Source organism: Longimicrobiales bacterium (genome assembly GCA_035764935.1).
In the GTDB taxonomy this organism is placed as follows: domain Bacteria; phylum Gemmatimonadota; class Gemmatimonadetes; order Longimicrobiales; family RSA9; genus DASTYK01.
Genome location: DASTYK010000029.1, coordinates 1 through 22,306, shown reverse-complemented (window position 1 = coordinate 22,306; position 22,306 = coordinate 1). Strand labels below are relative to the sequence as shown.

Sequence of the window (22,306 nt, the reverse complement as noted above, 5' to 3'; positions counted from 1 at the left end):
GAATCGGCTATACGCGGCTGGCGCGGGAGGAGTACGGCTGGGCGCGGCAGTCGTTCGAGCGAGCGCTGGTGCTCGATCCGGAGCATGAGGACGCGCTGGTCGGGATGGGAGAGGTGATGTTGCGGTTCGGGCAACCGGGGCATGCGCTGGAGCTGTTTCGACGGGCGCGGGACACGGGTTGCGCGGACGACCTGGAGTTGCTGATGACGATGGGTCGGGCACTGTACCGCGAGCAGATCTATGCGGAGGCGCGCGATGTCTTCGCGGAGGCGGCTACGCTGTATCCGGAGAATGCGGAAGCGGCGGCTGCGCTGGGGTTTGCGTCGCATCGGCTGGGGGACGAGACGGCGGCGCGGCGGCAGTTGCGCCGTGCGTTGCATCTGGACGGGGCGCACTACGAGGCGCGGACGTACCTGGGTCATCTGCTGTATGACCGGGGTGACTGGCCGGGCGCACTGCGTGAGCTGGAGCAGGTGCCGCCCTCGGAGCACTGGGATTCGCTGGCGGTCTGTCGCGTGATCGAGCTGAAGCGTGCGCTGTTTGGCGAAACGCTGCCGGCTGAGGCGACGCGGGGCTGGGAGGACCGGCTGGAGGAGCTGGAGCGGGGGGAGGATCCGATCGACCGGCTGCTGGCTGAGATCGAGGCCGGGATCGATGAAGGGGTGTCGCTGGCGCCAACCTCGGATGAGCCGGTGCTGGTCGCTGCCGACAAGGCGGTCCACCGGGTGCAGCTTCCGGAGGGGGAGGTCTGTGCCGGCACGTGGCAGGACATCGTGCGCCAGCTCCGGGATGCGCGAGGGTACGCAGACGAGACGGTCGCACAGTTCATGCGTAGGCGAGCGGACGAGGCGCATGCGCGCGTCGGTTTGACGCTTCCGGTCGAGGATCCGAAGGAATTCGTGCTGGGAGGCGCGCGCGCGGGGTTCTGGCAGATCGAATACTGATGATCGATGCTGGGCGCGTGCTGCAGCCGCTGGATGCTGCGGACGCGGCGATTGACCGGCTGGACGAGTATCGCGTGCCTGCGGAGCTGGCAGACGCGATCGAAGAGACGCAGCGCGCGGTGGACCGTGCGCTGCGTCTGCTATTGCGTGCTGATGCGCGCGCGCCGGACGATCTGCGGCTGACGGCGCTTGCTCCGGATACCCCGCTCGACCGGGTTGTGGCGGGGCTGCGGCAGCGCGGGCTGATCACGATGGAGCTGGCCGGTCGGATCCATGAGCTCGGGACGGCGGCGGAGCGGGCGCGTGCCGGTGCGGTGCGGGCCAGTGATGCGGACGTGGCGAGGGAGGCGGTGCAGCTCCTCCGATACGAGGTGGGTGCTGCGTCGGAGCCGGTTGCGGCGGTTGCGCATGAAGCGGTGGTCACGCAGCCGGTCACTGGGGAGGCTCACGACGTCCCGCCGCCGGACGCATTCGGCCGAACAGGTCCCGGCCGCTGGCTGCTGGTAGTCGGCGGGGTGCTGCTCGCGGGTGTCGCGATCGCGGCAGCCCTGGTGCTCACGCGGGACGATCCGATGGAGTCAGGTGTCCGGGCGTTCGAGGCGGGGCGGTTGGGACTGGCGGAGGAGCAGCTCGAGCGTGCCCTGAGCGACGACTCCTCGAATGTCACGGCGTTGCTGTACCTCGGTCGGATCCGGCGCACGCAGGGGCGGCTGCAGGAGGCCGGCACGACCCTGGCCGCGGCCGCGCGGCGCGCGCCCGACGACGCGGGTGTGCAGCGGGAGCTCGGGTACCTGTTCCTGGATGCGGACCGGCCGCAATCGGCGGTCGCCCGGTTCCGACGTGCGCAGGAGCTGGAGCCGGAGTCGGTCGCGAGCTGGGTCGGGCTGGTCCGTGCACTTCGGGCGGCGGGCGATCCGAGTGCGGAGGAGGTGCTTGCTCGCGCCCCGGCCGAAGCGCAGGCGCTGCTCACCCGCGCGTCACGCAGTCCACCGGAGCCATAGCCATTGCGCCGCGCGCAGTGCGCGGCGGCGTCTGCACCTCAGCGCGCCGGATTCGATCAGCATGCTCGAGGATACTGGCAGCGTGGTGCGCGTCGGCATGCTGGCATGACCGGTCTGGAACGGATGCGCATTTCGGTGCGCGTCAGCGATTCTTCCTGCCACAACGGACACCATGGACGTGTACGTCGAACGGCTGTACACCGCGCTGACCGACGCACTGCGACGCAACCGGCCTCGCCCCTTCGAGGCACCCGTCACGGTTGCGGAGATCTATCAGGAACTGGTCCCGTACCGCGTGGTGCGCGCATCGCTCGGCTTCGAGATGAATGCGGATTACGAGCATGCGGTGCTGCAGCTTCTCGCGGGTGCAGGGGGGCTGACGCGCCTGGAGCCGGAGTCGGCGGCGGCAGAACTGCGGGAAGAGCTGTCCATGCCCAACCCGAACGTGGGCCTGTTCCGGAAGTTTGCGGGGTGTGACGTGTGGATTGCTGCCCCCGCGGACGCGGATGCGGACGAAGAGGCGTTCGAGCCCGAGTCGGTCGAAGACCCGGACCCCTGGGCGGAGGCCGCGTCGGCCGGCGCGAGCGATTCCGTGCGCCTTGGCGATGATCATGAGCTTGCCGAGCCTGACGGCGGTCGCAGCTCGGACGAGGACCGGCCGGTCCCGTCTCGCGACGACCGGACTGCCGATGACGCGTCGGCTCCGAAGTCGGCTGGCAACCGTGAGGGCGGGCACACACTGTCGGCTCCGACATCGCCCGGTGGCCGCGATCAGAGTGCAAGTCCGGTCCAACCTGGGCGGACGGAGCATGCAGGTGCAGCGCGCGACCGCGAAGCGTCGGCGTCGCAGGACGCTCCCGCGGGAATTTCGGCGCGGGATGCTGTGCTGCGGTGCGAATTCTGCGAGGGGAGGCTGCCCACAGGACGGATCGTTCGTTTCTGTCCGCACTGTGGCGCGGATCAGATGCGTCGGCCGTGTGTTGCGTGCGGGCAGGCGCTCGAGCGGGAATGGCGGTACTGCGTCACGTGCGGCGCGCCGCAGCCGGAACCTGGCGCGGCTTGACGCTCGCGCGCGGTGATTCCTATGATCCCGCGGGCGTGAAGCTTACGCCGTACAATCATCTAGGAGGAGATCCATGCGTACTGGGCGTTTCACGGCGTTCGGCGTAATGCTCGCGGTCGGCGGACTGCTGGCGTGCGGCGGCGGCGACGCAGCAGACGATACGACGAGTGGCACGACGGGCGACGCGCCCGCGGCGACCGAGGGCACGGGCACCGCGTCGGGCACCGCCTCGGGCGGGCTCGACCTCGCCAACGTGCAGCTTCCCGAGGGCATGACGCCCGAGATGGTGCAGGCGGGCAAGACGGCGTTCGAGACGACGATCTGCTACACGTGCCACGGAATGGATGCGACGGGCACGCCGCTCGCCCCGAACCTGACCGACAGCGAGTGGATCAACACGGACGGGACGCCCGAGGGGATCGAGAACATCATCCGCAATGGTGTGCCGACGCCGCAGCAGGCGCCTGCGCCGATGCCGCCGATGGGTGGAGCACAGCTCAGCGACGAGCAGGTCCAGAACCTGGTGGCGTACGTCTACGCACTCAGCCACGCGAACTGAGTGACGCGCCGCAACACCAAGACGCCGGCCGGCTCCCTCCGGGTGCTTGCCGGCGTCGTTCTTTTTGCGATCTGCGGTGCATGTGACCGCATGACCGAGAGTGGCCCCGCCACGCTGGAGCTGGAGGGTGACACCATCCAGCTCGAGGCGGGCGTGCGCCTGATCGACGTGACTGTCGAGACGCAGCAGGACGGCAGCGAGCTGGAGCCTGCGCGCGTCGAGGCTGCTCCGGGTGACGTCGTGCGCTTCACGGCGGGTGACGGCGGGCTCCACGCGCTCGCGTTCGAGGCGGCGCGGCTCAGCCCGGAGGCCCGCGCGTTCCTGGAACAGACGGGGCAGCTGCGCAGTCCGCCGCTGGTGAGTGCAGGCATGCAGTGGGTGATCACGCTCAATGGTGCGCCGCCGGGCGAGTACCCGTTCACGTGCACCACGCACGGTGTGCGTGGCAGCATCGCGGTCGGTGCACGCACCGACTGACAGGGACCACATGGCACGCATCGCAGTCATTCCCGGGGACGGGATCGGCGTCGACGTCACGCGGGAGGCGGTGAAGGTTCTGCGGCACGTCGCGGCGCAGAACGATGTCCGCTTCGACTTCACCGAGTGGGAGCTGGGCGCGGAGCGCTACCTGCACACCGGCACGACGATCACGCCCGAGGAGATGCAGCGGCTCGGCGAGCACGACGCGATCCTGCTCGGCGCGATGGGTGATCCGCGCGTGCCCGGCAACCAGCACGCGCGCGACATCCTGCTCGGGCTGCGGTTCCAGCTGGACCTGTACATCAACCTGCGGCCCGTACGTCTCTATGATGCGCGCCTCTCACCGCTGCGCGACGTCACGCCCGCAGATATCGTGATCGACGTGTTCCGCGAGAACACGGAGGGGGTGTACGTCGGCTCGGGCGGCAACTTCAAGACGGGCACGCCTGACGAGATCGCGATCGAGGAGGACATCAACACGCGCAAGGGCGTCGAGCGGATCGTGCGCGCGGCATTCGAGTTTGCGCGCGCCAGTGACCGGCGGCTCACGTTGACGGACAAGGCGAACGCGATGCCGCACGCGGGTGCGCTCTGGCGTCGTACGTTCACCGAGGTCGGCGCGGAGTTCCCGGACGTGGAACGCAATGCGATGTATGCGGACGCCCTCGCGATGGAAATGATCCGCAGCCCCGCGCGCTGGCAGGTGATCGTTGCACCCAACCTGTTCGGTGATCTGCTGAGCGACCTCGCGGCCGGGCTCGTTGGAGGGCTGGGTCTCGCACCCTCGGCGAGCCTGCACCCCGGGCGCATCGGGCTGTTCGAGCCGGTCCATGGCTCGGCGCCGGACCTGGCGGGTACGGGGAAAGCGAATCCGCTCGCTGCCATCCTGACGGCGGCGATGCTGCTGGAGCACCTCGGTCGCACCGAAGACGCCCGACGCGTCGATGCGGCGGTGCGCCAGGTGATCGACGAGGGTTCGACCACGCCGGATCTCGGCGGCGCGCTCGGCACGTCGGACGTCGGCGACCGGGTGATCGCGCTGCTCGCGTAGCGCAGCGCCGCGGCGACGAGCTCGAAAGCGCGCTGCGCGGGGCGTCGTCGGAGCGCATCGCTCATCCATCTGCTGCACCGGAACCAGGAAAGCCACGGAACATGGGTACACAGGGCAAGGACACGGACGTCGTCTTTCTGTCGGGGCGCCGCACGCCATTCGGCACGTTCGGCGGCACGCTCAAGGATTTCACGGGGACGGATCTCGGCGTGCACGCGTCCAGCGCCGCGCTCGCGGATGCTGGCGTTGCGCCGGAACAGGTCGACCAGGTCATCTTCGGCAATGCATTGCAGACGTCGTCGGACGCGATCTACCTCGCGCGCCACGTGGGCCTGCGCTCGGGCGTGCCGCAGGAGGCACCGGCGCTCACGCTGAACCGGCTGTGCGGCTCCGGCTTCCAGGCGATCGCGAGTGGCGCCGAGCAGGTCCTGCTGGGCGAGGCGGACGTGGTGCTGTGCGGCGGCACGGAATCGATGAGCCAGGCGCCGCACGTGGTGCGTGGCGCGCGCTGGGGCGAGCTCCGGCTGGGCGAGCCCGGCAAGTACTTCGAGGACCTGCTGTGGGCTGCGCTGACGGACCCGCAGTGCGGGCTGTCGATGGCGCAGACAGCGGAGAAGCTCGCGGAGCAGTATGGCGTTTCGCGCCAGGAAGCAGACGAAGTCGCAGTGCGCTCGCAACAGCGCGCGAAGCAGGCGTGGGACGAGGGCCGTTTTGCAGCCGAGGTCGCACCGATCCCGGTGAAGACGCGCAAGGGGGAGGTGCTGTTCAACACCGACGAGCACATGCGTCCCGAGACGACGCTGGAGGTGCTTGGCGCACTGCGCCCCTACTTCAAGAAGGACGGGCTCGTGACCGCTGGCAACGCGAGCGGCATCGGCGACGGCGCAGCCGCGTGCGTGATCTCGAGCAGTGCGTGGGCAGAGCAGAATGGCGTGAAGCCGATCGGCCGCCTCGTCGCGTGGGGGATCGCGGGCGTCGACCCGAGCATCATGGGCATCGGTCCGGCGCCGGCGAGCCGCAGGGCACTGGAGAGGGCCGGCCTCACGCTCGACGACATGGACCTCGTCGACATCAACGAGGCGTTTGCACCGCAGTTTGCCGCTGTCGCGCGCGAGCTGGGGCTCAACCATGAGAAGACGAACGTAAATGGCGGTGCGATTGCGATCACGCATCCGCTGGCGGCGTCCGGCGCGCGCATCACGATCAATCTGCTCCACGAGCTGCGTCGGCGGGGCGCGCGCTACGGTCTTGGCGCTGCCTGTATCGGCGGCGGCCAGGGCATGGCGGTGATCGTGGAGGCGATCGCGTAACGGCGGCGACTCACGGCAGCATACACAGGAGGAGGAAGGGAATGGCGGAGATCCGGACGGTCGCGGTGCTCGGCTGCGGCCTCATGGGCAGTGGCATTGCCGAAGTCTGTGCCAGGGCCGGCTACGACACGCGCGTCCGCGAAGTGAACGACGAGCTCGCACAGAAGGGGCGTGCGTCGATCGAGAAGAGCCTGGGCAGGGCGGTGGAAAAGGGGAAGCTCGAGCGGGCAGCGCGTGACGAGATCCTCGGCCGCGTCACGATGACGACGCAGCTGTCGGACCTGAAGGACTGCGATCTCATCATCGAGGCGGTCACCGAGAACCTGGAAATGAAGAACGAGATGTTCCGGGAGCTGGACGGCATCTGCCCGGAGCACACCATCTTCGCCAGCAACACGAGCTCGCTCACCATCGCGGCGATGGCGGCGGCAACCAACCGGCCGCACCGCTTTGTCGGCCTGCATTTCTTCAATCCGGTGCCCGTCATGAAGCTGGTCGAGGTCGTGCGCTCGATCGCGACCGAGCCCGCGACGTTCCGCGCCGCGTACGACTTCGCCTCATCGCTGGGCAAGACACCGATCGAGGCGAAGGACACATCGGGATTCGTCGTGAACCGGCTGCTCGTGCCGTACATGCTGGACGCGATCCGCTGCCTCGAGCAGGGCCTGGCCAGCATGGAGGACATCGACACCGGAATGACGCTGGGCACGGGGTACCCGATGGGACCGTTCGTGCTGTGCGACTTCGTCGGCATCGACACGCTGTACTACATCAGCGAGATCATGTTCGAGGAGTTCCGCGAACCGCGTTTTGCGCCGCCGCCGCTGCTGAAGCGGATGGTGACGCTCGGCTACTACGGCCGGAAGACCAGGCGCGGCTTCTACGACTATCGCGGCGAGAAACCGGCGGCCATGGCGCTGGTGTAGGCGCGCCGCAAAGACACGGAGAGCGCAGTTGCCGTCCGAGGTTGCGGCGGTGAGGCGTTCTCAGGGATGGGGTGCGGTGCCGTAATTCTTGCGCTGGTCAGCCGGCGCAGGCATCTTGCGCCCCATCCATTACAGCGTTGATCCGTAGATCTCCAGAGACAAGGACGCGACCGTGAGCGATCTCCAGACCGCTACGCCGAGCGCGAGTGCGGCCGATTCATCCGGCCGTGAACAGTGGACCAGCCGCTTCGGCTTCCTCATGGCCGCGGTGGGCTCGGCCGTCGGGCTCGGCAACATGTGGCGGTTCGCGTACATCGCCTCGGAGCACGGTGGCGCGGCGGCTGTGCTGCTCTACGTGGTGCTCACGTTTGCCGTCGGTGTGCCGGTGCTGATTGCCGAGCTGGTGCTCGGTCGCGCGTCCGGCAGGAGCCCGATCGGTGCAATGCGCAAGGAGCTGGGCCGCGCCTGGGCGCCGTTCGGCTTCCTCTTCATCCTGGCCGGTGCGCTGATCCTGTCCTACTACGCGGTCATCGCCGGTTGGGTGCTGCGCTACGCGCTGGTCGCGATCTCTTCGCCCTTCCCGGCTGACGCGGGCGCGTACTTCACGGAGATGGCGGCCGGCGGGCCCGCGATCCTGTTCCAGGTCGCGATCATGGCGGTGACGGTGCTGGTCGTTGCACGCGGTGTCGGCAGCGGCATCGAGCGACTCTCGTCCTTCATGATGCCAGCCCTCTTCCTGATCCTGATCGGCCTCGCGATCTGGGCAGCGACACTCGCGGGCGGCGACGCGGGCTACGCGTACTACCTGGTGCCGCGCTTCAGCGAGCTGTTCTCGCTGGAAACACTGGCGGCGTCGACGAGCCAGGCGTTCTTCTCGCTGTCGCTCGGCATGGGCGCCATGCTGACGTTCGCGAGCTACCTGCCACGCGACGCGAACCTGCCGAAGGATGCGTCGACCATCGCTCTCGCGGACTTTTCGGTCGCATTCATTGCGGGGCTCGTCGTGTTCCCGGTCGTATGGGCACTGGGGCTGCAGAGCGCCGTCGGCGAGAGCACCGTGGGCGCGCTGTTCATCTCGCTGCCCGGCGCATTCTCCGCGATGGGCGGCGTCGGGCGCGTGGTCGGGATGTTCTTCTTCGTTGCGCTGCTGTTCGGCGCGATCACCTCGACCGTTTCGCTGCTCGAAGTCGTCGTTTCTTCCATGATCGATGAGGCGAAGATGCGGCGCCCGATGGCAGCGCTCATCGCCGGCGGCTTCATCACCCTCGTCGGCCTGTGGTCCGCGCTCGATACGAATGCACTCGGCTTCCTCGATGCGGTTGCGAACAGCGTCATGCTGCCGCTGGGCGGACTGGTGATCGCCATGGGCGTCGCGTGGAAGATGCCGAACGCGCTCAGCGAAGCAGCAGAAGGCGCATCGCCGCGGGCCATCAAGCTGCTGCGCGGCTGGCTGTGGACGCTCCGCATCGTGGTGCCGCCGCTGCTGATCGTGGTACTGTACGAGACGATCCCCGCAGCGATCGAGGCGGGGCGCGTGCTGTTCAGCGGCAACTGATCGGGTCGGTACCACGGGCGCAGGTGTATCGCCCGTGACATGAATGCAGCAGGACGAAGCGGCGGATCGCAGTGCGGTCCGCCGCTTCGTTCACACCTCGAACTCTCCGCGCTGGATCGCTTCCGCGTACAGGCGATAGACCTCGGGTCGGGCGAGGTAGTGCTGCGTCCACACCTCGAACGGCGGCAGCGGCAGCCGGGACTCGAGGTCCTGCACGATTCCCATCGCGAGCTGGAAGCGGTCGCGCGCCCGGAAGTCGATGCGGCGACCATCGAGCAGGACCTCGACCAGCTCGCGGAATATCTCCGCATCGAGCAGCGCGACGAGGTGCGCCACCTGGTCGACGCGGTATGATTCGTAGAGCGCGCGCAGCTCTGCGAGCGACGGCGCATCCGCAGCCTGCGCAGTGGATGGTGTCCGTCCGCGGCGATCCGCAGCGGTGCGCGCGAGAACCTCGCGGAACCAGCGGTGCAGCTCCGGCGAATAGCCGCGCCGGCGCTCGCGCGTTTCCAGCGCCGATTCCAGCAGAGCGCGCAGCAGCGGGCGTCCGAGACTGCGCGCACGCTGATCGACTTCGCTCTCCGTCTCCTCGACGAACAGGTCCGCCGTGCGGATCTCGCCGATCTCCACGTCCTCCGCCGGCGAGCGGAACGCGAAATAGCCGCGCCACCACCCGCGCGTGTCTGCATAGGTGATCAGGAACGCGGTCCAGCGTTCTCCGGCGTGCTCGAGGAAGCAGAACGAACGACAGCGCACACGTTCCGTGGTGAGTCGTGACACGGTCACGTCCGTCGACGTGCCGGCCACAGCGGATGATGCCATGGGTCAGAACCAGAGAGACGGTAGACGCTGAGCCGACGCCGCGTCAAGCGTGCGCTCGTTCGCGCAAAGTCATGGCTGTCATGTAATTCCCGGTGTCGTGTGCCGTTGCGAAAATGCTTGACCACCCAATCGGCCATGTCTATCTTGGGCGCGTTCGTGCAGACGGAGCGCGCGACGCTCGATGGATCCGGCGCTGATCCAACTTACCATCTCGATCCACACAGGAAGCGACGAGGCAGGCATGTGGGAAACGTGCGCCGTTGATCTGCAGGTGCATCTGCCGCGACCGATTGCGGCCGAGGTCGAGAAGGTGCAGCGGAGTGATCCGGAGCTGATCAGCCGGATCCTCTACTACGCGGTTGCGCGCCGCACGATCTACGAGCACCTGGCCGCGACTGCCGACTCGGAGCGAAAGTAGGCATCGGCGCGCGTGGCTAGCGAAGAAGAGGTTCTGCGCGCAAAGTACCTCGACTGGTGCTCCGCCCGTGTCGCGGACCGGCTGTTCCGACTACCTCCCGAACAGATCTACGAGCTGACCAGCGCGCTCGGCACCGAAATGGAGCCGGGCGCTGATTTTCGTGCGGTCATCGGGCGCTTGACGGAAGAGCTGACGCGCGAGCTGGGGCTGCCGGATTTCCATGCGTGGCGCGAACAGTATGCGCGTGATCCGCAGCCGTATGAAGCGGACATGATCGGGTTCTGGCGGGAGCTGCTGCGGCCGAAATGATCGAGCGGCGGGACGTGGGGCACGTCGCCGCCGCTCGCGTATCAGGCTCTGTGCCGTGCGTCGCTCAGTCGTGCCGCACGCGCGTCTGGTGCCACCAGGTGCCGATCATGGCGGCGAGGCCGGCCGCGAGCATGAGTACGCCGATGATGGCCCAGGCGAGACCCCAGTCCCAGCGCTCGTTGGCGTAGCCGCGGAACGAGCTCCACAGGGAAAGCGCGGCCATGACGAGCCAGAGAATGCCGATGCCGAAGCCGACGGCGAGGGCTGTCGTGTTCTGCGGGGGGCGTGTCGCCATCTTCTCTCCAGGAATTGCGTTGAGCCGGGCAAAGTATGGGCTCGCGCGCTCCCGCCTGCAAGCCTGAATCCCTCCGCGGGCAGTTGCCATTCCGAGGATCCGGCCGCATTCTGCGGGCAACGAAGGAGGAGGGACATGGCCATACCGTTTCCGCCGATCCCGGCGGGCACACGTGTAAAGGTACAGCATGCCGGGCGGCCGCTGGACGGATCGCTGATCGGGCGCACGGGCATTGTCGTGGAAGCGAGCGATTACCGTCCCGACCGGCTGGGCGTGGTGCTGGACGGAGAGGGTCAGCCGCGCTGGTTCGGGCCGGGTGAGCTGGAGGTGACGGCCGCGGTCCCGCTGTTGCCGCCCGAGCGGCAGGCGGCGAAGCTGCTGCGCGCGCTTCCCTGACCGAACGGAACGGGTCCTGCAGCGCGGCCGCCCGCGGAGGACGACATGCCCGAACACCCCATGGCTGGTGAGCCGGCGACGATCGAGCAGGCGCGCGCGCACATCGAGGCGTCGCGCGCCCGCATCTCGGAGACGCTCGACGAGATCGAGGAGCGACTCTCGGAGAAACGCGTCGAACTGCGGGAGAAACTGGACGTGAAGAAGCGCTTGCTGGACCACGTCGACGCGAAGCCGCTGAGCTCGGTGGCGATTGCCGCCGGCGTCGGCTTCCTGTTCGGCATGATCGGGCGACGCCGTTCGCGGGATCGCGTGAGCGAGAGCGAACGCGACGAGCTGCGCGATCTGTTGCGCGAATCCCGCGAGAGCGGGGAAGAGCTGCCGTCGGTCTCCATCGGACGTGCGCACCCCACGTTCTGGCAGGAGACGCGTGCCCAGCTCGTGGGCGCGCTGACCGCAGCACTGGTGGCTGCCGTCACCGAGCGGCTGCGACCGCGCGAGGTGAAGGAGGCCATGGAGCGTGCGGCGGCGCCGGACCCGTACGCGACCGGATACGACGACGGGTTCGACGACGAGGACGAACCGGACCAGCCGCGCCCGCACCGGCGCTGGCCTGCGGCGGACGACCTGGCCTGAGCGGCTGCGTCAGTCGGGAACGAGCGGCAAAACAGAAGCGGCGCCCAGATCGGGCGCCGCTTTCGTTTTCACGGGGTTTGTCGTGTGATCAGAACGGCAGGTCGTCGTCGTCCTGGTCGAACGGTGAGGGCGGCGGTCCCGCGGGTGCCTGTGCCTGCCGGCGACGCGGCGCTGCGTCGTAGTCGCCGGACGGGCCGCCACTGCCGCCGCCGCTGCCCAGCATCACCATGTCGCGGATGACGATGTCGGTCCAGTAGCGGACGTTGCCCTTGTCGTCCTCGGTCTGCGAGTACTCGAGCTGCCCCTCGACGTAGATGCGGTCGCCCTTGTGGACGTACTGCTCGACCAGGTCGGCCAGCCGCTCGAAGAAGGTGCAGCGGTGCCACTCGGTCTTCTCCTGCCGCTGGCCGCTCCGGTCCGTGAAGGAGCGGTTCGTCGCGATCGAGACCTTGGCGACCTTGCGGCCGCCGGAGACCGTCCGGATCTCGGGCTCCGCGCCCACGTTGCCGATGAGCATCACCTTGTTGAGAGACCGAGCCATTCGAACCGCCTTTCAGGGGAAAATACCGGATCATTCGTGCGCCGTTGCGGCGATGCCCGCAAACTATGACGGCCGGCGGGTCGCGTCCATGGCCGGATGAGCGGCCGGTGCTGGCACAGGCCGTGCGCGCGCGGACGGCCGTGACTGACGTACGCGAGGGGAGTGCGGCGACGGACGGTGCGGGGCCCGGCCGACAGCTCACGATGGGGGTGGTCGCGCGCGGCATGCTCGTCGTGCTGCTGCTCTACGCACTCGCGAGCGGGCTGTGGCTGGTCCGCGACGTCCTGTTCATCACGTTCTTTTCGGTCCTGGTCGCGTCATTCCTTTCCCTCTTCATCGACCCGCTGCACACCCGCTTCGGGTGGCGTCGCAGCATCGCCGGCCCCGTCGTGCTGCTCGGGCTCACCGTCGTGCTGGGCGGACTGCTCTTCCTGGCGTGGCCGACGCTCGCCGCACAGCTGTCCCAGGTCAGCCGCGACCTGCCGGAAGTGATCGGCCGCGCAGAAGCGTGGCTGTCGCGGCAGTTCCGCTCGGTTTCGGGAACGTTCGGCGCTACCGGCGAGGCGGTGGAGCAGCGGCTGCGCTACCGGGCAGCGGCGGAGCTCGCCGATCTGGTCGGCGGTACGATCCCGTTGCTCAACACGGTGCTCGGCGCACTCACGGGACTGGTGCTCGTCACGTTCGCCGGTCTCTTTCTCGCGATCGATCCGCGCATGTACGCGCACGGGCTGCTGCGGCTGGTGCCCGGCAGCAAGCGACTGCGTGCGCTTGCCGTCTTCGAGGGCATCGCGTCCACGCTGCGCCGCTGGATGGCCGCACAGGCGCTCGGGATGCTCATCATCGGCGTGACCGCCACGATCGGCTACTACATCATCGGCCTGCCCGCGGCGCTTGCGCTCGGAGTCATCGCGGGGCTCCTCGAGTTCGTTCCCTATGTGGGCCCCGCGCTGGCCTACGTGCCTGCGGTGGGGATCGGGTTCACGGCCGGCAAGGCGTTCGAGGTGACGGTGCTGTACGTGATCATCCAGGGGCTGGAATCCAACATCGTCACCCCGCTCATCATGAAGGGGGTGGTCAAGCTGCCGCCCGCACTCACACTGCTGTTCCAGGCGGCAATGGCGACGCTGTTCGGGTTCCTGGGGTTGCTGCTCGCGGTCCCACTGCTGGCGGCAGGCAAGGTCGTCGTCGAGGACCTGTACGTCGAGGAGGTAGCGGAGACGACGTGATGGCGACGTGCGACGTCGCCATCGGCGTTCGACACCGCCCGTCTAGCGCACGCGCGTGCCGTGCATCGTCGCGTTCTGCAGCCGCCGGAAGTGGGCGTGCGCGGCCGCTGTCGCGTCCCGGATCGACTGCTGGATGCGCCCGCTGTCGCCGTAGTTGCCCATGGCCGCAATGACCCAGGGCCGATCCGCCAGGTCCACGTAACCCCAGTTCACGGCAACGCCCGTGATCGTCCCCGTCTTCTGCCCCACCGTGACGCCTGCCGGTACAGCGTCCGCGATCGGGCCCGCGTGCGGGATCTCGAGGATGTCGCGCAACTCGCGGCAGAGCGCTTCACTCATCGGCAGCTCACAGCGGTAGATGCGCGCCATGAGCGTTGCCGCTTCCGCGGCTGTCGACAGGTTCTCGTTGCCGCGCCTGCTCTCCTCCGGCCGGATCATGCGACGCTGCAGCTTCGTCCCGGGCAGCCCGAGCTCCGCCATCGTGCGTGTCACGTTCTGCATGCCGACGCGCTCGATGAGCAGGTTCGTCGCCATGTTGTCGGAGATGGTGATCATCATGACGGCGAGGTCGTGGAGCGACAGTGAGGATGCGCCGTCGAGGAAGTGTCGCAGGTAGCCGCTGCCTGCGACTGCATCCGCACTCCGGATCACGACCGGCTCACCCAGGCGCAGCTCGCCACGATCCGCCTGGTGGAACAGCTCGACCAGGATCGGGACCTTGATCGCGCTGCCCTGCGGGAAGACGAGATCGGCGTTGGTGCCGAAGCGCTGCCCGCTCGTGAGGTCGATCACCTGCACACCGAAAACGCCTGGCGTAGCGTGGGCAATGGAGTCGAGCTGCTGCTGCAGCTTCGCGCCCAGTATTTCCAGGTGGCTCTCCTGCGCGGATGCACCGGTGGAAGCGACCAGGCAGAGTCCCGCGACCATGAGCCCCGCGCGCACCGTCGTCCCTGCCCGCATCACTGCGCCCTCCGGTTCAGCACGGCACCGAGCCGCTCGGCGGCAGGCCGCCCGTCGCGCACTGCGAACTGCCCGCCGATCAGCACGTGCACGATGCCCTCGGCGAGCTGGTGCGGCTCCTGGAACGTTGCGCGGTCGGTGATGCGCGCAGGGTCGAACACGACGATGTCGGCGATCGCGCCCGGGCGCAGCACGCCGCGGTCCTTCATGCGGAACACCGTCGCGGGCAGCGATGTCATGCTGCGGATCGCAGCGGCCAGGTCGACAGCGTCGTCGTCGAGCGCGTAGCGGCGCAGCTTGCGCGGGAAGGTGCCATACGCGCGCGGGTGCGGAAACCCGACGCCCATGCGGGGCAGCGAGCCGTCGGACGCGGTCATCGTCCAGGGCTGTCGCATGAGGGTGAGGATGTCGTTCTCGTGCATGTTGAAGGAGATGATGCCCGGCCCGCCCTCGCGCACGAGGTCCAGCGTCAGGTCGACGGGGTGCATTCCGCGCTCGCTCGCCACCTGCGCGAGCGTGCGTCCCTCGATCGCCGGATCCTCTGCATAGCGGCCGAACATGATGCGGTCCGCGCCGCCGCGCCGGTCGAGGTTCTCGATCGCTTCGGCGCGGATGCGTGCGCGCGACTGCGGGTCGTCCAACCGCATGCGGAGCGAGTCGCGGCCACCTGCCTGTGCCCAGCGCGGGACCAGTGCTGCGGACAGGCTGGTGGAGGAGGCGTCGTACGGGTACTGGTCGGCGTACACCTCGATGCCCTGCTCACGCGCGCGGTCGATGCGGTGGACCAGTGCTGCGCCGTAGCCCCAGACGCGCGGGCCGAGCGCCTTGATGTGCGTGACGACGCCGGGCAATTCCGCTTCGCGCGCGACCTCGATCACCTCGTCGACGGCTGCGACGAGGCCGATCGTGTAATCCGATTCGTCCCGGATGTGACTGGTGTACGCGCCGCCGTACTCCGCCGCGATGCGCGCGAGCGCGACCAGCTCGTCGGTCTTCGCGTAGCTGCCCGGCGCGTAGAACGGGCCGCTCGACATGCCGAAGGCGCCCGCCTCCATGCCGGCGCGCACGAGGTCACGCATTCGGTCCAGCTCGGCGGGCGTCGGGGCGCGATCCGCCATACCGAGCACCGCACCGCGCACGGAGCCGTGCGGCACCAGCAGTGCGACGTTTACGCCCGGGCGCGCTGCCTCCAGCTCACTCCGCTGCTCGACCAGGTCGACGGAGCCGCCGCCGTCGGGGTTCACGAAAACGGTCGTGATGCCCTGCATCAGCAGGGGCGCAGCCGCGCTCAGCTCGGGGTTCGCGAGCGACCCGCCCGCGTGCGAATGGGCATCGATGAAGCCGGGTGCGACGAAGAGGCCGCTGGCGTCCACGACGACGGCGGCGCGTGCGTCGGCGAGGTCGCCGATTTCCGCGATGCGATCGCCGCGGATCGCGACGTCGGCCTCGTACCAGGGGTTGCCGGTGCCGTCAAGCACCCGTGCGCCGCGCAGCAGGAGGTCGAAGGGCTGCTGTGCCGCGGCGCCGGTCGCGGCAGCGAGCGCGAGGAGCAGGGCAGCGGCCGCGTGCGTCACCGCGTGCCGGGCCCGTCGTTCGATGCGCATCATCGCACCATCCCGATGGTTCGTTTACGAGGGTGGATCATCCTATACTGCGGGATGCGATTGCGTCCCGCCAGCAGGATGCGAATCTTGAGGCGTCCCCGACACGAGGAAGTGAGATGTTCGAACTGATCCATCCCCGCGCCGGCGTGCGTCGTCCTGCGACGACGTGCGGGCTCCGGCTGCGGAATGTTCCACTGCTGTCGCTTCTCGTCCTGACCGCCGCGTGCGCGACGGCGCCAGTGCGACCCGGGCAGGAGCCGGCGGACATCAGCCGGCAGGTCGAGATCCGGCGCACCTCCCATGGCGTGCCGCACATCCTGGCGGAGAACCTGCGCGCGGCGGCCTTCGGCATCGCGTACGTGCAGCTCGAGGATCATGGCGACCGCACGATCCGCAGCATGGAGGCCGCGCGCGGGCGAATGGCACGGATCGAGGGGAAGGATGCGATCGACGCGGACGCGACGGCGCGCCTGGCGCTCGGGCGCGCACTCGTCGTATTCGACTCCCTGAACGCGGACACGCGCGACTACTACACGGGCTTCGCGGAAGGCATCAACCACTACATCCGGCTGCACCGCGACGAGCTGCCCTCCTGGGCCCGGCCGGACTTCACGCCCCAGCAGATCCTCGCCCGCGACATCGTGTGGCCGGGCGAAGCGGTCATGCGCCGTTTCCGCGAGCGAGTCATCGAGCAGTCCGAGGAGCCGCCGCTGCTGATCGCGCTGGACGATGATGCAGCGTACATGCAGGAGCCGCAGAACGTCGGCTCGAACGCGTGGGCCCTGGCGCCGTCGCGCACGACGTCCGGCAACGCGATTCTGCTGCGCAATCCGCACCTGCGCTGGTCGGCCGGCTACTACGAGGCGCACGTGCGCGTGCCCGGCAAGCTCGACTGGTACGGCGATTTCCGCATTGGCGGGCCGTTCGACGTGATCGGCGGCTTCAGCCCGCACCTCGGCTTTGCGACGACCAACGCCGCCACGCGCTCGCACGAGTTCTACGCGTTCCGCCTGGACCCCAACAATCCGGAGCAGTTCCTGCTCGATGGTCGCCCGCAGCCGATCCGCAGGGTCGAGGTCGAGGTCGATTATGTCGAGGATGGGCAGCACGGCACGGTGACGCGCGAGCAGTGGTGGACCGAGCTGGGGCCCGTCGTGGCCCGCAAGGACACGCTGCTCTACGTGTACCGGCCCGCGACGCAGGGAGCCTACCGCGAGGGGGAGCGCTGGCTCGAGATGATCAAGGCGACGAGCTTCGAGGAGTGGAAGGACGCGATGCGCATCCAGCCGCGCGGCGGCTCGAACTTCACGTACGCGGATGCGGACGGCAACATCTTCATCGTATGGGAGTCACCGGCGCCGCTGCTGCCGCACCCTCCGGGTGGTGACACACTGGCCGTGTTCGCGACACGGAGCGACCAGGTGTGGTCGCGACTCGCGCCGTTCGACTCGCTGCCGCAGCATCACAATCCGCCGGGCGGCTACGTGCACAACGAGAACGACTCGCCGCACTACGCCAACCTGAACGCGATCCTGCCGCACGACTTCCCGTTCTACGTGGAGCCGCCGCGCTTCCGGCTGCGCAGCCAGCATGGCGCCATGCTGCTGCACAATGATCGTACGTTCTCGCTCGAGGACGTGGTCGATGCGAAGCACAGCATGCGCATGCTGCTCGCCGATCGTGTGAAGGACGACCTGGTGGAGGCAGTGCGCGCGAGCAGCCCGACAGGCGACGTCGCACGGGCCATCGAGTTTCTCGCCGGCTGGGACAATACGGCGGCCCGCGCGAGCCGTGGGGGCGTGCTGTTCGAGACGTGGTGGGACCGCTACCGCTCGCTGGTGCCGGAGGACAGCCTCTACGAGGCCGACTGGACCGCCGCCGAGCCGGCTCAGACGCCGCGCGGGCTGGGCGTCCCGGCACGCGCCGTGGAGGCATTTGCCTGGGCTGTCCCGGAGACTGCGCAGCGGTACGGTAGCTGGGATGTTGCGTGGGGCGACGTGCACCGCGTCCGCCGCGGTGACGTGGACGTGCCGGTCGGCGGCTGTGGCGGCGCGCTCGGCTGCTTCCGCGTGCTGAACTTCGAGGAGGCGCCGGACGGCAAGCGCGTCGTGAATGGTGGCGACGGCTGGGTCATCGCCGTCGAGTTCGCCGAAACTCCGCGCGCCTACTCCGTCCTCGCGTACGGCCAGAGCCCGGACCCGACCTCGCCCTGGCACGACGACCAGGCGGCGCTGTTCGCGGCCAACCGGATGAAGCCGGTGCGCTTCACCGAGGAGGACATCGCGGCCGACCTGGTGATGCGGTACCACCCGGGTGAGGAGCGGGAGGTCGCGCAGGACTAACGTCCCGGGATGGGCTGCGCGGCGCGAGTCGTGTGACTCAAATGCAGGCGGGCCGGGCCCCTGGAGGCACGGCCCGCCTGTGTGCTACGGCCTCTGTCCCGCCGGTCAGGCCGACACGCTCACGGCCTGGCGGGCGCGCTGCGCGTACGCCTCCTGGAGCCGCCGGGTAACCTGTCCGACGCGGCCGTTGCCGACGGGTCGCCCGTCCACCTTCGTGATCGGCATGACTTCCGTCGTCGTACCGGAGAGGAACATCTCCTCGACATCGCCCAGCCTCTCCCAGAACAGCGGTGCCTCGGCGCACGGGATGTTCAGCTCGCGGGCGAGATCGATCACCAGTGTGCGCGTGATGCCGGCGAGGATGTAGTTGCTCTTCGGGTAGGTGATGAGCGTTCCGTCCAGCACGGCGAACAGGTTCGAGTGCGAGCCCTCGATGACGACACCATCCTTGACGAACAGCGCCTCGAACGCGTCCGCGGCGTGCGCCGCCTGGTTCGCGAGCACGTTCGGCAGGAGCGCGATGCTCTTGATGTCGCAGCGCGTCCAGCGGTTGTCGGGCAGAGTGATCGCCGCCACACCGTCCGCGAAGTAGCTGGCGGGATGGTTGTTGAAGCGCTTCGCCGCCATGTAGACGGTCGGCGTGCAATCCGGCGGGAACGCATGCTTGCGCGGCGCGACGCCCCGGCTGACCTGCGCGTAGATCGTCGCGTCGCCGTCCGTGATGCCGTTGTCGCGCAGCAGCCGCTCCGCGATCTGCTCGAGGTCATGGATGCACGACGTGTCGATCTGCAGTGCGCGCAGCCCCTCCTTCATCCGCGCGACGTGCGGCTCCATCAGGAAGGGACGCCCGTCATAAACGCGGATCACCTCGTACACGCCATCGGCGAACAGGAAGCCACGATCATCCACGGAGACCTTCGCGTCCGCGTGATCGATAAACTCGCCGTTCAGATAAACCTGCATGGGATCGTCTCCGGTTGATCGTATGCGGCCAGAATAGAGCGCCCGACAGGGTGCGTCAAACGAGCCGCTCCGCGCCGTCGCCCGGGGGTCCCATCTCGTTTCCGGTTCGGACGCATGCCAGATTGCCCCGCCGGCGGGACGCTGCTCATCCGGCAGTACGGGTCTTGCCTGTACCCGGGGCGGCACGGCCGGGTGGCCGAATCCGGTTCGTGCACCCGGGGCTGGGCACAGCCGCAACACTGAACGGAACGGAAGGTATGTCGGAGCTGGATCTGCTGGCGGCAGCGCCCACAACGGTGCATCGCCTTGCCAATGGCATGACGCTGGTCGTCCGCGAGGACCACCGCAACCCGGTGGTCGCGATCGTCACGCGGGTCGCCGCCGGCTACTTCGATGAGAGCGACGACGTGGTCGGGATCAGCCACGTCCTCGAGCACATGTTCTTCAAGGGCACGCCGACCCGCGGCCCGGGCGAGATCGGCCGCGCCACCAAGCAGGCGGGCGGCTACCTGAACGCCAGCACGATCTACAACCGCACGCAGTACTACACCGTGCTTCCTTCCGAGTCGCTCGCCGAGGGGCTCGCACTGCAGAGCGACGCACTGCTGAACGCGGCGATCGACGAGGACGAGCTGAGTCGCGAGCTGCGCGTCATCATCGAGGAAGCGAAGCGCAAGCGCGACAACCCGACGGCGGTCGCGACCGAATCACTGTTCGCGCTGATGCACGAGCGCCACCGCATGCGTCGCTGGCGGATCGGCGAGGAGACGCAGCTTGCGGGCTTCAGGCGCGACCACGTGAACGGCTTCTACCGCACGTTCTACCGCGGACCGAACATCGTGCTGAGCGTGGTGGGCGACGTCGAGACCGACCGGGTCATCGAGCTGGTCGAGCGACACTATGGTGCGCTCGACGGCAATCCCGTCGAACGGGACCGCGGGCCGGAGGAGCCGGAGCAGCGCGGGTTCCGGTACCGCGCGCTGCGCGGCGACGTCACCAACGCGTACATGGAGTGGGGCTGGCGGACGCAGCCGCTGCTGCACGAGGACACCGCTGCACTGGATGTGCTCGCGATGGTGCTCGGTCACGGCCGTGCGAGCAGGCTGTACCGCGAGGTGCGCGACGCCGGGCTGGCCCACTTCGTCGACGCAGGCAACTACACGCCCGAGGACCTCGGCGTGTTCAACCTCTCGCTGGAGACGACGCCGGACCTCGCGTTGCCGGCGCTGCGCGCGAGCGCGGACGTGCTGCGCCACGCGGCGGACACGATCGGTGGGGAGGAGCTCGAGCGGGTGCGCACGCTGACGCGCACGCGGCTGCTGCGTCGCATGGAGACCGTGGAAGGGCAGGCGAACCTGCTCGCGGACTGGCAGGCACTGGGCAGCTGGGAGATGGCGCGCTCCTACTACGAGCAGATGCTCGAAGCCGATGCCGACAGGCTGCGCGAGGTCGCCGGCCGCTATCTCATCCCTGAGCGCGCGTCCCTGCTGGTGTACGCGCCACACGGCGCGGACGTGCCGGAAAGCGCAGCGCAGATCGAGGACGCGCTGTTCGGCGCGGTGTCGGCCGCAGGTGGCGGAACCGCGACCCGGTCGCAGGACACGGCGGGTGTCCGTAGTGGCAGCGCTCCTGTCAGTGCCGCACCCGCGGCCGACCTCGAGCGCGAGGAGGACGGCGTCCGGTTCTACCGCAGCGGTCACGGTGCGCGCATCGTGGTGCTGCCGCTGCCGGGCTCGGGGCTGGTTTCCATGGCGATCGCGGCGGAGGGTGGGACCTGTGCCGAGTCGGAACGTCAGGCCGGCATCACGACAGTGCTCGCGCGCACAGCGCTCAAGGGTACCCGCAGCTACAGCGCAGCGGCACTCGCCGAGCGCATCGAGCTGCTCGGTGGCAGCATCGGCGCGAGCGTCGGGTCGGACGATTTCGGCTGGACGCTTTCCCTGCCCGCGCGCAACGCGGAAGCGGGGCTGGCGCTGCTCGCGGAGGCGTCGCTTCATCCGACGTTCCCGGAAGAGGAGCTGGAGCGGGAGCGCTCCCTCACACTGGCCCAGCTCGCGCAGCTCCGCGACGACATGTACCGCTACCCGATGCGGCTGTGCCTGGCCGCAGCGTTTCCGCGCCACCCCTACGGCTACTCGCTCGAGACACAGGAAGCCGGACTCGCTGCGCTGGGGCGCGACGACCTGGTCGAGTGGCACAGGCGGGTGATGAACGCCTCCTCCGCGTGGTGCTTCGTCGTGGGCGACGTCGAGCCGGACGCGATCGCCGCAGCATGCGCGGCTCACCTCGACGGTGCACGCGTTGCGGCCGACGCGCTGCCCTGCGGTGTGCCCGCCCGCTGGCCCGAGTCGCCAGCCCGTGCCGTGGTGCGACGCCCGCGCGCGCAGACTGCGCTGGCACTGGCGTTCCCCGGTCCGCGCTACGGTGACAGCGATGCGGACGCGCTGTCGCTGCTCGGCAGTGCGATCGGCGGGCTGGGTGGACGCCTGTTCGAGCAGCTCCGCAGCCGGCAGTCGCTCGCCTACACGGTGTCGGCAGCACCGCTCGCGCGCCGGCACGGCGGCTCGTTCCACGCCTACATCGCGACCGCGCCTGAGCGGGAGGAGGAAGCGCGCGAAAGCCTGCTGCGGGAGCTGGGGCTGCTCCGCACGGAGCCGATCGGTGCCGACGAGCTCGAGCGTGCGCGTCGCTACATGATCGGCGCGCGTCGGATCCGGCGGCAGACCAACGGCGCGCGGCTCTCCGAGCTGATGGCCGCACTGCTCGTGGGGCGCGGGCTCGAAGAGCTGCGCGACTACGAGGACCGGCTCATGGCGTTCGACGCGGAGCGGCTGCGCTCGGCCGCCGAGCGCTGGCTGGACCCGGCTCGCCTGGTGGAGGGCGTGGTGCGCGGTCACGTCGAGGCGCG

22 protein-coding genes are annotated in these 22,306 nt (G+C 68.9%); 16 read left to right on the top strand and 6 right to left on the bottom strand.

Translation table 11 applies throughout. From position 1 onward, the window contains the following. From VFU06_02165 to VFU06_02125, 9 genes are all read left to right on the top strand, one after another. Positions 1-944 (top strand): tetratricopeptide repeat protein (locus VFU06_02165; GenBank protein ID HEU5208191.1); only part of this gene is annotated, 944 nt, incomplete at its 5' end. Beyond that, positions 944-1,945 carry a tetratricopeptide repeat protein gene (locus VFU06_02160; GenBank protein ID HEU5208190.1) on the top strand — a complete coding sequence of 334 codons (1,002 nt, stop codon included), beginning with the start codon at positions 944-946 and terminating at the stop codon, positions 1,943-1,945. The genes VFU06_02165 and VFU06_02160, both read left to right, overlap by 1 nt. A gap of 172 nt (positions 1,946-2,117) precedes the next feature. Next, on the top strand, positions 2,118-3,008 hold the full coding sequence (locus tag VFU06_02155; protein ID HEU5208189.1) for a zinc ribbon domain-containing protein: 891 nt from the start codon (positions 2,118-2,120) through the stop codon (positions 3,006-3,008). A 73-nt stretch (positions 3,009-3,081) separates the two neighbouring features. After that, positions 3,082-3,567 (top strand): c-type cytochrome, encoded by a 486-nt coding sequence (locus VFU06_02150; protein ID HEU5208188.1) that lies wholly within the window; start codon positions 3,082-3,084, stop codon positions 3,565-3,567. Between the two features lie 90 nt (positions 3,568-3,657). After that, positions 3,658-4,044: a plastocyanin/azurin family copper-binding protein gene (locus tag VFU06_02145; GenBank protein ID HEU5208187.1), complete on the top strand. Its 387-nt coding sequence runs from the start codon at positions 3,658-3,660 to the stop codon at positions 4,042-4,044. Positions 4,045-4,054: 10 nt separating this feature from the next. Continuing rightward, positions 4,055-5,098: a 3-isopropylmalate dehydrogenase gene (locus VFU06_02140; protein ID HEU5208186.1), complete on the top strand. Its 1,044-nt coding sequence runs from the start codon at positions 4,055-4,057 to the stop codon at positions 5,096-5,098. Positions 5,099-5,199: 101 nt separating this feature from the next. Next, positions 5,200-6,408 carry an acetyl-CoA C-acetyltransferase gene (locus VFU06_02135; protein HEU5208185.1) on the top strand — a complete coding sequence of 403 codons (1,209 nt, stop codon included), beginning with the start codon at positions 5,200-5,202 and terminating at the stop codon, positions 6,406-6,408. A 41-nt stretch (positions 6,409-6,449) separates the two neighbouring features. Beyond that, positions 6,450-7,334 (top strand): 3-hydroxybutyryl-CoA dehydrogenase, encoded by an 885-nt coding sequence (locus VFU06_02130; GenBank protein HEU5208184.1) that lies wholly within the window; start codon positions 6,450-6,452, stop codon positions 7,332-7,334. A 172-nt stretch (positions 7,335-7,506) separates the two neighbouring features. Then, positions 7,507-8,889 carry a sodium-dependent transporter gene (locus tag VFU06_02125; GenBank protein ID HEU5208183.1) on the top strand — a complete coding sequence of 461 codons (1,383 nt, stop codon included), beginning with the start codon at positions 7,507-7,509 and terminating at the stop codon, positions 8,887-8,889. A 90-nt stretch (positions 8,890-8,979) separates the two neighbouring features. Here the strand turns inward: VFU06_02125 and VFU06_02120 are convergent, their stop codons facing one another. After that, the gene (locus VFU06_02120) at positions 8,980-9,711 is read right to left on the bottom strand and encodes a hypothetical protein (GenBank protein ID HEU5208182.1); all 732 of its coding nucleotides are present in this window, start codon (positions 9,709-9,711) and stop codon (positions 8,980-8,982) included. 181 nt (positions 9,712-9,892) lie between these two features. Here VFU06_02120 and VFU06_02115 point away from each other — a divergent pair, with 181 nt between their 5' ends. Together VFU06_02115 and VFU06_02110 are read left to right on the top strand one after the other, a co-directional pair. Further along, positions 9,893-10,129 (top strand): hypothetical protein, encoded by a 237-nt coding sequence (locus tag VFU06_02115; protein ID HEU5208181.1) that lies wholly within the window; start codon positions 9,893-9,895, stop codon positions 10,127-10,129. Positions 10,130-10,141: 12 nt separating this feature from the next. After that, complete coding sequence (locus tag VFU06_02110; protein HEU5208180.1) at positions 10,142-10,438, top strand: hypothetical protein; 297 nt, start codon at positions 10,142-10,144, stop codon at positions 10,436-10,438. Between the two features lie 64 nt (positions 10,439-10,502). Here VFU06_02110 and VFU06_02105 read toward each other — a convergent pair whose 3' ends face one another. Then, positions 10,503-10,733 carry a hypothetical protein gene (locus VFU06_02105; GenBank protein HEU5208179.1) on the bottom strand — a complete coding sequence of 77 codons (231 nt, stop codon included), beginning with the start codon at positions 10,731-10,733 and terminating at the stop codon, positions 10,503-10,505. Positions 10,734-10,868: 135 nt separating this feature from the next. On the opposite strand from VFU06_02105, the gene VFU06_02100 reads away from it, so the two are divergent. Continuing rightward, a complete protein-coding gene (locus VFU06_02100) occupies positions 10,869-11,129 on the top strand; it encodes a hypothetical protein (GenBank protein HEU5208178.1) in 261 nt (86 codons plus the stop codon). A 45-nt stretch (positions 11,130-11,174) separates the two neighbouring features. After that, the gene (locus VFU06_02095) at positions 11,175-11,762 is read left to right on the top strand and encodes a hypothetical protein (GenBank protein ID HEU5208177.1); all 588 of its coding nucleotides are present in this window, start codon (positions 11,175-11,177) and stop codon (positions 11,760-11,762) included. Between the two features lie 88 nt (positions 11,763-11,850). On the opposite strand, the gene ssb is transcribed toward VFU06_02095, so the two are convergent. Beyond that, positions 11,851-12,303 carry a single-stranded DNA-binding protein gene (gene ssb, locus VFU06_02090; GenBank protein ID HEU5208176.1) on the bottom strand — a complete coding sequence of 151 codons (453 nt, stop codon included), beginning with the start codon at positions 12,301-12,303 and terminating at the stop codon, positions 11,851-11,853. A gap of 140 nt (positions 12,304-12,443) precedes the next feature. Between ssb and VFU06_02085 the strand changes: the two genes are divergently transcribed. After that, the gene (locus tag VFU06_02085) at positions 12,444-13,529 is read left to right on the top strand and encodes an AI-2E family transporter (protein HEU5208175.1); all 1,086 of its coding nucleotides are present in this window, start codon (positions 12,444-12,446) and stop codon (positions 13,527-13,529) included. Between the two features lie 42 nt (positions 13,530-13,571). Here the strand turns inward: VFU06_02085 and VFU06_02080 are convergent, their stop codons facing one another. Both VFU06_02080 and VFU06_02075 read right to left on the bottom strand, forming a co-directional pair. Beyond that, positions 13,572-14,489 carry a serine hydrolase gene (locus tag VFU06_02080; GenBank protein ID HEU5208174.1) on the bottom strand — a complete coding sequence of 306 codons (918 nt, stop codon included), beginning with the start codon at positions 14,487-14,489 and terminating at the stop codon, positions 13,572-13,574. Beyond that, positions 14,489-16,096, bottom strand: coding sequence for an amidohydrolase family protein (locus tag VFU06_02075; protein ID HEU5208173.1), 1,608 nt, complete (start codon positions 16,094-16,096; stop codon positions 14,489-14,491). The genes VFU06_02080 and VFU06_02075 overlap by 1 nt, the downstream gene beginning before the upstream one ends. A gap of 113 nt (positions 16,097-16,209) precedes the next feature. On the opposite strand from VFU06_02075, the gene VFU06_02070 reads away from it, so the two are divergent. Next, the gene (locus tag VFU06_02070; protein ID HEU5208172.1) at positions 16,210-18,435 is read left to right on the top strand and encodes a penicillin acylase family protein; all 2,226 of its coding nucleotides are present in this window, start codon (positions 16,210-16,212) and stop codon (positions 18,433-18,435) included. A 105-nt stretch (positions 18,436-18,540) separates the two neighbouring features. On the opposite strand, the gene VFU06_02065 is transcribed toward VFU06_02070, so the two are convergent. Further along, positions 18,541-19,398 carry an aminotransferase class IV gene (locus VFU06_02065; GenBank protein ID HEU5208171.1) on the bottom strand — a complete coding sequence of 286 codons (858 nt, stop codon included), beginning with the start codon at positions 19,396-19,398 and terminating at the stop codon, positions 18,541-18,543. A 257-nt stretch (positions 19,399-19,655) separates the two neighbouring features. On the opposite strand from VFU06_02065, the gene VFU06_02060 reads away from it, so the two are divergent. Beyond that, positions 19,656-22,306: pitrilysin family protein (locus VFU06_02060; GenBank protein HEU5208170.1), on the top strand; the 2,651-nt coding region annotated here is incomplete at its 3' end.